The organism is Streptomyces sp. NPDC056222 (assembly GCF_042264065.1).
In the GTDB taxonomy this organism is placed as follows: Bacteria; Actinomycetota; Actinomycetes; order Streptomycetales; family Streptomycetaceae; genus Streptomyces.
The window spans coordinates 1-12,523 of the sequence record NZ_JBHJTL010000078.1 but is presented as its reverse complement, the minus strand read 5'-3'; the positions used below and the strand labels follow the sequence as shown (position 1 = coordinate 12,523).

Genomic DNA, 12,523 nt, shown 5'->3' with positions numbered 1-12,523 from the left:
CCGCTTCCTGGGTGCCACCCCGTCCCGGGAGCGGCCCACCGGGTCTCCGGAGCCGCTACGCCGCCTCCGCCTCGGCCTGCGCGGCCCAGCGTGCCTTCGCCTCGTCGATCTTGCGGCCGTAGTGGATCGAGGCCCACCACAGCACCGCGAAGGTCGCGCCCAGGAAGAACATCACCGGCACCACGAAGCCGCTCGCGACGAGAGCGATCTGGAGCGCCCACCCGAGCTGGAGCCCGCCCGGGCGCGTGATCATCCCGCACAGCAGCACCGACACCAGCATCGCGATGCCGCAGACCCACCAGACCGCGGCCATCGACAGGCTCGCGTCCTTCATGGCGACGAGCCCGGCGAACCCGATGACGAAGAACTCGCCGATCAGCGTCGAGGCACAGAGCGTACGCATCGGATTCAGCGCCTTCCGAGGAGCAGTCGGGCATCCCCGACCGTGAAGATCGAACCGGTCACCAGGACGCCCGCTCCCGCGTACTCGTCCTCTTCCTCCGCCAGGGTGATCGCCGCCTCGATGGCGTCGTCCAGCCGCGGCTCGACGACCACCCGGTCGTCGCCGAAGACCTCCACCGCGATCGCCGCGAGCGTGTCCACGTCCGTCGCACGGGGGTTGGAGTTCGCCGTGACGACGATCTCCGCGAAGATCGGCTCGAAGGCTTCGAGCAGCCCCTTGGCGTCCTTGTCGGAGCTGGTGGAGACGACGCCGACGAGCCGCGAGAAGCCGAACGACTCGCTGATGCCGTCGGCCGTCGCCCGCGCGCCGTGCGGGTTGTGCGCGGCGTCCAGGATCACCGTCGGGGAGCTGCGGACGACCTCGAGGCGGCCCGGGGAGGCCACCGAGGCGAAGGCACGGCGGACGGTCTCGAGGTCCAGGGTGCGGGCGTGCTCGGCGCCGATGCCGAAGAACGCCTCGACCGCCGCGAGGGCGACCGCCGCGTTGTGCGCCTGGTGCGCGCCGTACAGCGGCAGGAAGACCTCTTCGTACTCGCCGCCGAGCCCGCGCAGGGTGAGCAACTGGCCGCCCACCGCGATCTCGCGGGAGACGACGCCGAACTCCATGCCCTCGCGGGCGACCGTCGCATCGACCTCGACGGCCTTCTTCAGCATGACCTGGGCGGCGTCCACCGGCTGCTGGGCCAGGATCACCGTCGCGCCCTGCTTGATGATCCCGGACTTCTCGCCGGCGATCTCGCCGGGCGTCCCGCCGAGTCGGTCGGTGTGGTCGAGGTCGATCGGGGTGACGACGGCGACCGAGGCGTCGATGACGTTGGTCGCGTCCCAGGTGCCGCCCATGCCGACCTCGACGACCGCCACGTCCACCGGGGCGTCGGCGAAGGCCGCGTACGCCATTCCGGTGAGGACCTCGAAGAAGGAGAGCCGGATCTCCTCGCGCGCGTCCACCAGCTCCACGTACGGCTTGATGTCCTGGTACGTCTCGATGAAGCCCTCGGCGGAGATGGGGGCGCCGTCCAGGCTGATCCGCTCGGTGATCGTCTGCACGTGCGGCGAGGTGTACCGCCCGGTGCGCAGGTCGAACGCGGTCAGCAGGGCCTCGACGATGCGGGCCGTGGACGTCTTCCCGTTCGTACCCGTGATGTGGATCGAGGGGTACGCGCGCTGGGGCTCGCCGAGCACGTCCATCAGCGCCGCGATCCGCGTCACCGAGGGCTCCAGCTTGGTCTCGCCCCAGCGGGTCGCCAGCTCGGTCTCGACCTCGCGCAGCGCCCTGTCCACCTCAGGGTCGGCGGGCCGGGCGGGCACGGGGTCGCCCTGGGGCGGGCCGGCCTGCGCGCGCAGCGTGCGGCTGCCAGCCTCGATCACCGCCAGGTCGGGGTCCCGGTTGGTCTCTGTGTCGACGATCTCGTCGAACGGGTCGGACGGGTCGGACGCGTCGAACTGGTCGCGGGGCTCACTCACGGACCCAGTCTACGGAGGGGGACCGACAGACCGATGGACGCACCCCTTTCGGGACTTTCCCGACCCACTCGGCCCTCTCACACGCACCCCGAGCCCCGCCGTCGCACCCCGAAAGCCGTGGGCGCACGCACCCCGAAGGCCCGCCGGGTGCACCCGAGGCCCGTCAGTGCACCCCGAAGCCCGTCGGCAGCAGCGCGGTCACCGCGTATGTGTCATCGTCCGGCCCGGCCGAGAGGCTGCCGCCCATGCTGGTGACGCGCTCCCCCATGGAGAACAGCCCCGTACCCGTCGAGACCGGGGCGCGGTCCGGCGGGGTCGTCGGGAGCGGGTTGCGAACCTCGACGCGCAGGTCGGGGCCGGTCACCGAGATCGTCACAGCCACCGGCAGCCCCGGCGCGTGCTTGGCCGCGTTCGTCAGACACTCCTGGACGACCCGGTGTACGGCCGTCTGGCGCAGCGGGGAGAGCGCCTTCGCCTCCTCGGCGACCGCGAGCTCGACCGGGCTGCCCATCCGCTCGCTCTCCTCCGCGAGCCCGGAGAGCCCGTCGAGACCGGGCGTGGCGGTGCCGTGGTCGGCCCGGCGCACGATCGTCTCGTTCAGCATGTGGTGGGCGCGCCGCGCGGTGTCCGCGAGCTCCTCGAAGTCCTTCATGTGCGCCTCGCCCCTGGCCCGGACGGCGAGCACCTCGGCCCGGACGGCGAGCACGGTCAGTTCCCGGCCCACCAGGTCGTGGACGTCCCTGCCGACCGAGATCCGCTCCTCCTGCACCGCCTGCCGTGCCGCGGCGTCGGCACGCTGGCACTCCAGGGCGCGGACCAGGTCCTGCCGGTACGCGGCGATGCCGACGCCCGCCGCGAGCACGCCGATGGGGACGACGAGACTGAGGAAGTCACTGAGCGTCTCGCCGTGCCGCGCGGGCCAGCCGGGCGTCTGGAACAGCGTGTACGCCACGCCCACATAGAGCACGGTCGCGACGACGGCGATCCTGCGGCCCCGGAAGCGGCCCAGCGAGTACAGCGCGAACTGAATCATCGTCAGCTCGTGCAGCCAGCCCAGCAGGGCGAGCGCCACCAGGTACGGGATCCAGGGCAGCCGGCGCCGCAGCACCAGCGTGGCCGCGCCGGCCGCCAGGACGAGGGTCGCCGTGACGCCGGTCAGCGAGTTGTCGGCGCGCGCGAGCCCCGGCACGTCCAGGACCATCAGGGCGAAGGCGCTGACGGCGGCGATGACGTCGAGGGCGTGCGGTGAACCCGCCCACCGGTCCACGCGGCGGCGCAGCGCGGGCAGGGTGGGGAGACGGGGCATGCCCTCCATCATCCAAGGTCCCTGGACCTGAACGGCATGACCTAGGTCACAAGTAGTGTGATATCACGCACTCCAGACAAAAGAGAAGGGCCCGGAACCATGTCGGTCCCGGGCCCTTCATCAGCTCCTACAAGCTCTTACGCCTGCGGCAGCCGCTCCAGCTGCGCCTGGATACGGGCGATGTCCTCGTCCGCCTTGGCGAGCCGCGTACGGATCTTGTCGACCACGTTGTCCGGCGCCTTCGCCAGGAACGCCTCGTTGCCGAGCTTCCCGTTGGCCTGCGCCTTCTCCTTCTCCGCGGCCGCGAGGTCCTTGGCGAGACGCTTGCGCTCCGCCGCCACGTCGATCGTGCCGGACAGGTCGAGCGCGACCGTGGCACCGGCGATCGGCAGGGAGGCGGTGGCGGAGAAGCCCTCGCCCTCCGGCTGGAGACGGAGCAGCTGACGGATGGCCGCCTCGTGCGGGGCGAGCGCGGTGCCGGCCAGGTCGAGACGGGCCGGAACCTTCTGACCGGGCTGCAGACCCTGGTCGGAACGGAAGCGACGGACCTCGGTGACGACCTGCTGGACGAGCTCGATCTCCTTCTCGGCGGGGTCGTCGCGGAAGCCGGAGTCGGTGGGCCAGTCGGCGATGACGACGGACTCCTTGCCGGTGAGCGTGGTCCAGAGCGTCTCGGTGACGAACGGGACGATCGGGTGGAGCAGCCGCAGCATCACGTCCAGGACCTCGCCGAGGACCCGGCCGGAGACCTTGGCCTGGTCGCCGCCCGCGAAGAACGTCGTCTTCGACAGCTCGACGTACCAGTCGAAGACCTCGTCCCACGCGAAGTGGTACAGGGCGTCGGCGAGCTTCGCGAACTGGTAGTCGTCGTAGAACGCGTCGACCTCGGCGACCGTCTTGTTGAGCCGCGAGAGGATCCAGCGGTCCGTCGCGGACATCTCCGACGGGTCCGGCAGCGGGCCCTCGACCGTCGCGCCGTTCATCAGGGCGAAGCGGGTGGCGTTCCAGATCTTGTTGGCGAAGTTCCGGGAGGCCTTGACCCAGTCCTCGCCGATCGGGACGTCGACGCCCGGATTGGCGCCGTTGGCCAGGGTGAAGCGGACGGCGTCGGAGCCGTACTCGTCCATCCAGTCCAGCGGGTTGACCACGTTGCCGAAGGACTTCGACATCTTCTTGCCGTTCTGGTCACGGACCATGCCGTGCAGGGCGATGGTGTGGAACGGCGGGGTTCCGTCCATCGCGTACAGACCGAACATCATCATCCGGGCGACCCAGAAGAAGAGGATGTCGTAGCCGGTGACCAAGACGGAGTTCGGGTAGAACTTCGCGAGGCTGTCGGTCTGCTCCGGCCAGCCGAGCGTGGAGAACGGCCACAGGCCGGAGGAGAACCAGGTGTCCAGGACGTCGGTGTCCTGGTGCCAGCCCTCACCCGTCGGCGGCTGCTCGTCCGGTCCGACGCAGACGACCTCGCCGTTCGGGCCGTACCAGACCGGGATGCGGTGGCCCCACCACAGCTGGCGCGAGATGCACCAGTCGTGCAGGTTGTCGACCCAGTCGAAGTACCGCTTCTCCATCTCCTGCGGGTGGATCTTGACCTTGCCGTCGCGGACGGCGTCACCGGCGGCCTGCGCGAGCGTGCCGACCTTGACCCACCACTGCATCGACAGGCGCGGCTCGATGGTGGTCTTGCAGCGCGAGCAGTGGCCGACGGAGTGGGTGTACGGACGCTTCTCGGCGACGATCCGGCCCTCGGCGCGCAGCGCGGCGACGATGGCGGAACGGGCCTCCAGGCGGTCCAGACCCTGGAAGGGGCCGTGGGCGGTGATGACCGCGCGCTCGTCCATGACGGCGAGGTTCGGCAGGCCGTGGCGCTGGCCGATCTCGAAGTCGTTCGGGTCGTGCGCGGGGGTCACCTTGACGGCGCCGGTGCCGAACTCGGGGTCGACGTGCTCGTCGGCGACGACCGGGATCCGGCGGCCGGTCAGCGGCAGCTCGATCTCGGTGCCGACCAGGTGCTTGTAGCGCTCGTCCTCCGGGTGGACGGCGACGGCCGTGTCACCGAGCATCGTCTCGGCGCGGGTCGTGGCGACGACGATGGACGCGTCACCCTCGCCGTACCGGATGGAGACGAGCTCGCCGTCGTCGTCCTGGTACTCGACCTCGATGTCCGAGATGGCCGTCAGACAGCGCGGGCACCAGTTGATGATGCGCTCGGCGCGGTAGATCAGCTCGTCGTCGTACAGCTTCTTGAAGATGGTCTGGACGGACTGCGAGAGGCCCTCGTCCATGGTGAACCGCTCGCGGGACCAGTCGACGCCGTCACCCAGGCGCTTCATCTGGCCGGAGATCTGACCGCCGGACTCGGCCTTCCACTGCCAGACACGCTCGACGAACGCCTCGCGACCCAGGTCGTGGCGGGACTTGCCCTCCTTGGCGAGCTCGCGCTCGACGACGTTCTGGGTGGCGATGCCGGCGTGGTCCATGCCGGGCTGCCACAGCGTCTCGTACCCCTGCATCCGCTTGCGGCGGGTGAGGGCGTCGATCAGCGTGTGCTCGAAGGCGTGGCCCAGGTGGAGCGAACCGGTGACGTTCGGCGGCGGGATGACGATGGTGTACGGCGGCTTGTCGCTGTTCTCGTCGGCTTCGAAGTAGCCCCGCTCTACCCAGCGCTCGTACAGCTTCCCCTCTACTTCGGCCGGCGCGTACTGGGTCGGCAGTTCGGGGTTGGCTGCTGTCTGCTGCTGAGTGTTCTCGGTCACGGGGTCAGTTTAGGGGTGCGGCACGGTTGTCCTGAAACTCGATTGTTCCGTAACGGTGTGCCCCCCGGCGCCCCTGCGGGGCCGGGCTTCCGACAGGATGTTGTTCGCTACGCATAAACATCCTGTGAGGGGAACCTGTCCATGAGCTACAACCAGCCGGGCCCGTACGGCGGTCAGCCTCAGCAGCCCGGGCCTTACGGTCAGCCGGGCCAGCCCGGACCGTACGGCCAGCCGCCGCAAGCGCCGCAGCCCGGCTATGGGTACCCGCAGCAGGCACCTCAGGGCGTGCCGCCGCAGCAGCCCTACGGCTACCCGCAGCAGCAGCCGGGGCCGTACGGCCAGCCCCAGCAGCCGGGTCCCTACGGCCAGCCTCCTCAGCAGCCCCCGTACGGCCAGGCCCCCGGCGGCTACATGCCGCCCCCGCCTCCGGCGCAGGGCGGTGGCAAGAAGACGGGCCTGATCATCGGCGGCGTCGCCGTGGTAGCCGCGCTGGGTGTGGGCGCCTACTTCATGTTCGGTAGCGGTGCCGGCAACGGGGCGGTGAGCGACGACACCAAGGGGTACAAGATCTCCGCCCCGGAGAGCGTCGGCGAGTACAAGAAGGTCCCGAACGAAGGGCCTTCGCAGGACGGGCCGCTCAAGGACGAGCCGAAGGCGCGGGCCGAGGCCATGGGCATCAAGAACGCCGCTCAGGCCAACGCCCAGTACAAGAACGACAGCACCCCGCTCAAGGGCAAGCAGCTGTCCTTCAGCGGTCTGTACGGCGAGGTCGCCGACCCGGCGAAGACGCTCGACTCCTTCTTCGACAACCTGGGCAAGAACAACAAGGATCTCGAGGCCCTCGGCCTGAAGTACGAGGTCGTGAGCGGCCCGGAGAGTGTGACGCCCTCCGGCTTCGAAGGTGCGCTCATGCAGTGCGCCAAGGTCAAGATGAGCAGCACCAAGGAGTCCACCCAGCCCGGGCCGAAGTCGACGGAGTTCTACACCTGCGCCTGGGCCGACTACTCCACGGTCGGCTCCGTCAACCTGATGGACCTGGCGGGCGCCGCCACGGGCCAGGTCCTGGTCCCGCAGGACGAGGTGGCGGAGCAGACGGCGAAGCTCTACGCGGCGTCACGCACCAAGGCCTGACCATCGCCGCCGGGACGGGCCCGTTGGATCAGACCACCCAACTGGGCCCCTACCGCCCCCAGATCGCCACCCTGCCGAACAGCAGATCGATCAGGCCAACTTCCTGGCCACGACCGACATCTCCCCTCGTCACATGATCCCTTGAGCAGGTTCGAACGCTCGTTTCGCGACTCATGGGAACTCACATGACACACCTGAAGGCCCGGCGCCTCATCACGGCTCTCGCTCTCACGGCAGCAGCTGTTGCGGCCCCGCTTGTGACCGCAGCACCTGCGTCAGCAGACCAAGGCGACTGCGTAGCTCAGATGTCCCGGTACGGCTATACCGTCGGCCCGAAAGTCAGGTCCGCCTGCGGTTGGCCGGCCGACCACTCTTCAGGCATGCCGATTCCCAGCGACGCCTGTATGAAGATACTTTCCGACGCAGGGGTCCGCGTCTGGGCCGCCCGCTTCAATTCATGCCGTCTGGCGTAACAACCTCTGAACGCGGAAGGGGTGCGCGGCCGGATCGGCCGCACACCCCTTCTCACACAGCTCGACGGCTACGCCGACTTCTCGTGCCGCCCGTCGTTCTTCACGATCCGCGGTACCAGCGTCGGGTTCACGTTGTTGCGCACGACGTCCGCCGTGATGACCACGCGGGCCACGTCCTTGCGGGACGGGACCTCGTACATCACCGACATCAGGACCTCTTCCATGATGGCCCGCAGGCCACGCGCGCCCGTGCCGCGCAGGATCGCCTGGTCGGCGATGGCCTCCAGGGCCGGGCGGTCGAAGTCCAGCTCCACGCCGTCGAGTTCGAAGAGGCGCTGGTACTGCTTCACCAGCGCGTTGCGCGGCTCGACGAGGATCTTGAGCAGGGCCTCGCGGTCGAGGTTGTGGACCGAGGTGATGACGGGGAGACGGCCGATGAACTCCGGGATCATCCCGAACTTCACCAGGTCCTCCGGCATGACCTCCTGGAACTGGTCGCTCGCCTCGATCTCGCGCTTGGAGCGGATCGTCGCCCCGAAGCCGATGCCCTTGGCGCCCGCCCGCGACTCGATGATCTTCTCCAGGCCGGCGAAGGCGCCGCCCACGATGAAGAGCACGTTCGTCGTGTCGATCTGGATGAACTCCTGGTGCGGGTGCTTCCGGCCGCCCTGCGGCGGTACGGAGGCGGTGGTGCCCTCAAGGATCTTGAGGAGCGCCTGCTGCACGCCCTCACCGCTCACGTCACGCGTGATCGACGGGTTTTCGCTCTTCCGGGCGACCTTGTCGATCTCGTCGATGTAGATGATCCCGGTCTCGGCCTTCTTGACGTCGTAGTCGGCCGCCTGGATCAGCTTGAGCAGGATGTTCTCGACGTCCTCGCCGACATACCCGGCCTCCGTCAGCGCCGTCGCGTCGGCGATGGCGAACGGGACGTTGAGCATGCGGGCGAGCGTCTGCGCCAGGAGCGTCTTGCCGGAGCCCGTGGGGCCCAGCAGCAGAATGTTGGACTTCGCCAGCTCGATGGCGTCGTCACGTCCCGCGCCACCGCCGTTCTCGCCGGCCTGGACGCGCTTGTAGTGGTTGTACACCGCGACCGAGAGGGCCTTCTTCGCGGGCTCCTGCCCGACGACGTACCCCTCGAGGAACTCGTAGATCTCGCGAGGCTTGGGGAGCTCCTCCCACCGCACCTCGCTCGTCTCCGCGAGTTCTTCCTCGATGATCTCGTTGCAGAGGTCGATGCACTCATCGCAGATGTACACACCGGGTCCCGCGATGAGCTTCTTCACCTGCTTCTGGCTCTTTCCGCAGAACGAGCACTTGAGCAGATCGCCGCCATCACCGATGCGTGCCACGAGGTGCTTCCCCTTCGCCTGGGAGCGCCTGGTTCAGCGACTCCTGGTGCCTCATATTCGACGGTACCTTGCCGGGCCCCCCGTTCGGGCCCCCCTTGGCACGGTTCACATGGTCGTGATTCGGCCACACGGACCGTGCCAGGGGAAGGCCGAGCGTCAGGCTGCCGCGGCGGCCGTGGTCTTGCGGGTCGAGACGATCTGGTCGACCAGGCCGTACGCGAGGGCGTCCTCGGCGGTCAGGATCTTGTCGCGCTCGATGTCGTCGCGGATCTTCTCGATCGGCGTCGAGGAGTGCTTGGCCAGCATCTCCTCGAGCTGGGTCCGCATCCGCAGGATCTCGTTGGCCGCGATCTCCAGGTCGGAGAGCTGCTCACGGCCGGTGCCGCCGGAGGGCTGGTGGATCAGCACACGGGCGTTCGGCAGGGCCATCCGCTTGCCGGGCGTACCGGCGGCGAGCAGCACGGCCGCGGCGGAGGCCGCCTGGCCCATGCAGACCGTCTGGATGTCCGGCTTGACGAACTGCATCGTGTCGTAGATGGCCGTCAGCGCGGTGAAGGAGCCACCGGGGCTGTTGATGTAGATCGAGATGTCGCGGTCCGGGTCCATCGACTCCAGGCACAGCAGCTGGGCCATGACGTCGTTGGCGGAGGCGTCGTCGATCTGCACGCCGAGGAAGATCACACGCTCTTCGAAGAGCTTCGCGTACGGGTCGTACTCGCGGATGCCCTGCGAGGTGCGCTCGACGAAGCGCGGGACGACGTACCGGTTGTCCATCGGCGCGCCGGTGTAGAGGCCGCTCGGGGAGAGGTTGTTCTGCATCTGGAAGTTCACCGTCCTGGTGGCGTTCGGCGGGTGCTGGGGCTCTTCAGCGGTCTGCCGGGCTCAGGCGCCCGTGCCGCCGCCGCCGGGAACGCCCGCGGCGTGGGTGATGATGTCGTCGATGAGGCCGTAGTTCTTGGCCTCGTCCGCGGTGAACCAGCGGTCGCGGTCGCCGTCGCGGATGATCGTCTCGACGGTCTGGCCGGAGTGGTGCGCGGTGATCTCGGCCATGCGCTTCTTCGTGCGAAGGAGGTACTCGGCCTGGATCTTGATGTCCGAGGCGGTGCCGCCGATGCCGGCGGAGCCCTGGTGCATCAGGATGTCGGTGTTCGGCAGCGCGAAGCGCTTGCCGGGGGTGCCCGCGGTGAGCAGGAACTGGCCCATGGAGGCCGCCATGCCCATACCGATGGTGACGACGTCGTTCGGGATGAACTGCATGGTGTCGTAGACGGCCATGCCGGCGGTCACCGAGCCACCCGGGCTGTTGATGTACAGGAAGATGTCCTTCTCCGGCTCGGCGGCCAGGAGGAGCATCTGCGCGGTGATCTTGTTGGCGATCTCGTCGTCGACCTGCTGGCCGAGGAAGATGATGCGCTCGCCGAGCAGCCGGTTGTAGACATGGTCGCCGAGGCCACCACCGATGGACGGCTCACCCGCGGCGTAAGGCTTCAGATTCGTCACGTATCCACCTGCTCGTCTCCGACGGCGACGGGCCGTCTCAGCGTCTTGTTCCGAGGGCAGTGCCCTCGTATTCATGGACCCTAACGCGCAGGTCGGACAACGCCATCCCGGTTCTCTAACTGTTCGCTGGGAGCGCAAGGTTGTCGAACTCCCGCGAGGCCCGGAATACGGGCACGGGCCCGGCGCACAGCAGTGCGTCCGGGCCCGTGGACCTGCGGTTCGAAGCGAGGCTCAGGCCTCGTTCTTCTCCTCGGCGACCTCGGTCTCGCCGGTGACGGCCTCGACGGCCTCGGCGGCGGTCTCGGTCTCGTCCTCTTCGTCCTCGAGGTCCACGACCTCACCGTTGGTGTCGACGACCTTGGCGGCCTCGACGACGACCGCGAGGGCCTTGCCGCGGGCGACCTCGCCGACGAGCATCGGCACCTGGCCACCCTCGACGACGGCCTGGGCGAACTGGTCGGGGGACATGCCGGAGGAGGCGGCGCGGCGCATGAGGTGCTCGGTGAGCTCCTCCTGGCTGACGTTCAGCTTCTCCTTGTTGACGAGCTCATCGAGGATGAACTGCGTCTTGATGCCCTTCTCGGCCTGCTCCTTGGTCTCCGCCAGGAACTCTTCCTCGGTCTTGCCCTGGATCTCCAGGTACTTCTCGAGGGTCAGGCCCATCTGGCCGAGCTGGTGGTGCTCCAGGTTGTGCTTGCGGGTGTTGATCTCGTCCTCGAGCAGCTTCTCGGGCATCGGGACGTCCGCCAGCTTCAGCAGCTCGTCGAGGACGCGCTCCTGGGCCTGGGTGGCCTGGTCGAACTGCTTCATGTTCTCGAGGCGCTTGCGGCTGTCGACCTTGAGCTCGTCGAGGGTGTCGAACTCCGACGCGAGCTGCGCGAAGTCGTCGTCCAGCTCGGGGAGCTCACGGGCGGAGACGGCGGTGACCTTGACGGTGACCTCGGCGTCCTTGCCCTCGGCGGAGCCGCCCTTCAGCTGCGAGGTGAAGGTGGCCTCGCCGCCGGCCTCGAGGCCGGTGACGGCCTCGTCGATGCCGTCGAGGAGCTCGCCGGAACCGATGGTGTACGAGACGCCCTGGGCGACACCGTCGGGCAGGACCTCGCCGTCGACCTTGGCCTCGAGGTCGATGGTGACGACGTCACCCTCGGCGGCGGCGCGCTCGACCGGGTTCGTGGAGGCGAAGCGCTCGCGCAGCTGCTCCACGGACTTCTCGACGTCCTCGTCGGTGACCTCGACCGCGTCGACGGTGACCTCGATGCCGGAGTAGTCCGGGATCTCGATCGTCGGGCGGATGTCGACCTCGGCGGTGAAGGCCAGCAGCTCGCCGTCCTTCAGCTCGGTGATGTCGACCTCGGGCTGACCCAGCGGGTTGACCTCGGCCTCGTTGACGGCCTCGGTGTAGAACTTCGGGAGGGCGTCGTTGACGGCCTCCTCCAGCACCGCACCACGCCCGAACCGCTGGTCGATCACACGAGCCGGGATCTTGCCCTTGCGGAAGCCCTTGACCGTGACCTGCTGGTTGATCTTCTTGTACGCCGCGTCGAGGCTGTCCTTGAGCTCCTCGAAGGGCACCTCGACAGTGAGCCGAACCCGGGTCGGGTTCAGGGTCTCCACGGCGCTCTTCACGGTTCGGTCTCCTTGGTGGCTGATTCTTGGATTCTGCCGATGCCGCTTGGTGGCGGTTCCGGCCGATCGGCCCGGTCAGAGAGACACACGGGCACGCAGCTTGCATAGTAACCGCAAGCGGGATGAGGCCCACAACGCGATCTTGTGATCCGTGATCTTGGTGGTCGGGGTGGCGGGATTTGAACCCACGGCCTTCCGCTCCCAAAGCGGACGCGCTACCAAGCTGCGCCACACCCCGTCGGTGCGACACGTAGGGTACATGCACGGAGACAGTGCGACGCCCCCTCTTTATGGGGTGTGCGGGGACCGCCAGGAACCCGCTACGATGCTGTCCGTGCCGCGGCCCTCGTGACCTGCGGCGCGTCCTTTGCGGGCGTAGCTCAATGGTAGAGCCCTAGTCTTCCAAACTAGCTACGCGGGTTCGATTCCCGTCGCCCGCTCCATACGGCC

At 68.5% G+C, this 12,523-nt stretch carries 9 protein-coding genes and 2 tRNA genes; 2 read left to right on the top strand and 9 right to left on the bottom strand.

The window, feature by feature from the left end; translation table 11 throughout:
* Positions 1–55 precede the first annotated feature (55 nt).
* The 4 genes from ACFC0D_RS28825 to ACFC0D_RS28810 all read right to left on the bottom strand — a co-directional run bounded on the left by ACFC0D_RS28825 (position 56) and on the right by ACFC0D_RS28810 (position 5,991).
* Complete coding sequence (locus ACFC0D_RS28825; protein WP_376441934.1) at positions 56–403, bottom strand: DUF4233 domain-containing protein; 348 nt, start codon at positions 401–403, stop codon at positions 56–58.
* Positions 404–408: 5 nt separating this feature from the next.
* Complete coding sequence (locus ACFC0D_RS28820; RefSeq protein ID WP_376441932.1) at positions 409–1,926, bottom strand: bifunctional folylpolyglutamate synthase/dihydrofolate synthase; 1,518 nt, start codon at positions 1,924–1,926, stop codon at positions 409–411.
* Positions 1,927–2,089: 163 nt separating this feature from the next.
* Positions 2,090–3,232, bottom strand: coding sequence for a sensor histidine kinase (locus ACFC0D_RS28815; protein WP_376441929.1), 1,143 nt, complete (start codon positions 3,230–3,232; stop codon positions 2,090–2,092).
* A 137-nt stretch (positions 3,233–3,369) separates the two neighbouring features.
* The gene (locus ACFC0D_RS28810) at positions 3,370–5,991 is read right to left on the bottom strand and encodes a valine--tRNA ligase (RefSeq protein ID WP_376441926.1); all 2,622 of its coding nucleotides are present in this window, start codon (positions 5,989–5,991) and stop codon (positions 3,370–3,372) included.
* 141 nt (positions 5,992–6,132) lie between these two features.
* On the opposite strand from ACFC0D_RS28810, the gene ACFC0D_RS28805 reads away from it, so the two are divergent.
* On the top strand, positions 6,133–7,122 hold the full coding sequence (locus ACFC0D_RS28805) for a hypothetical protein (protein WP_376441923.1): 990 nt from the start codon (positions 6,133–6,135) through the stop codon (positions 7,120–7,122).
* A gap of 541 nt (positions 7,123–7,663) precedes the next feature.
* Here the strand turns inward: ACFC0D_RS28805 and clpX are convergent.
* The 5 genes from clpX to ACFC0D_RS28780 all read right to left on the bottom strand — a co-directional run bounded on the left by clpX (position 7,664) and on the right by ACFC0D_RS28780 (position 12,311).
* Positions 7,664–8,947 carry an ATP-dependent Clp protease ATP-binding subunit ClpX gene (gene clpX, locus ACFC0D_RS28800; protein WP_158987286.1) on the bottom strand — a complete coding sequence of 428 codons (1,284 nt, stop codon included), beginning with the start codon at positions 8,945–8,947 and terminating at the stop codon, positions 7,664–7,666.
* A gap of 156 nt (positions 8,948–9,103) precedes the next feature.
* Positions 9,104–9,766 carry an ATP-dependent Clp protease proteolytic subunit gene (locus ACFC0D_RS28795; protein ID WP_315893324.1) on the bottom strand — a complete coding sequence of 221 codons (663 nt, stop codon included), beginning with the start codon at positions 9,764–9,766 and terminating at the stop codon, positions 9,104–9,106.
* 63 nt (positions 9,767–9,829) lie between these two features.
* Complete coding sequence (locus tag ACFC0D_RS28790; RefSeq protein WP_376441919.1) at positions 9,830–10,447, bottom strand: ATP-dependent Clp protease proteolytic subunit; 618 nt, start codon at positions 10,445–10,447, stop codon at positions 9,830–9,832.
* Between the two features lie 231 nt (positions 10,448–10,678).
* Positions 10,679–12,073 (bottom strand): trigger factor, encoded by a 1,395-nt coding sequence (gene tig / locus ACFC0D_RS28785; RefSeq protein ID WP_376441916.1) that lies wholly within the window; start codon positions 12,071–12,073, stop codon positions 10,679–10,681.
* Positions 12,074–12,234: 161 nt separating this feature from the next.
* Positions 12,235–12,311, bottom strand: a tRNA-Pro gene (locus tag ACFC0D_RS28780).
* Positions 12,312–12,442: 131 nt separating this feature from the next.
* On the opposite strand from ACFC0D_RS28780, the gene ACFC0D_RS28775 reads away from it, so the two are divergent.
* Positions 12,443–12,516 (top strand) — tRNA-Gly (locus ACFC0D_RS28775).
* Positions 12,517–12,523: the final 7 nt, after the last annotated feature.

Excerpts from the sequence above, each read along its gene's own strand:
- ACFC0D_RS28825 (WP_376441934.1), bottom strand. The coding sequence starts at position 403 with ATGCGTACGCTCTGTGCCTCGACGCTGATCGGCGAGTTCTTCGTCATC.
- ACFC0D_RS28815 (WP_376441929.1), bottom strand. The coding sequence starts at position 3,232 with ATGCCCCGTCTCCCCACCCTGCCCGCGCTGCGCCGCCGCGTGGACCGG.
- ACFC0D_RS28805 (WP_376441923.1), top strand. The coding sequence starts at position 6,133 with ATGAGCTACAACCAGCCGGGCCCGTACGGCGGTCAGCCTCAGCAGCCC.
- ACFC0D_RS28795 (WP_315893324.1), bottom strand. The coding sequence starts at position 9,766 with ATGCAGAACAACCTCTCCCCGAGCGGCCTCTACACCGGCGCGCCGATG.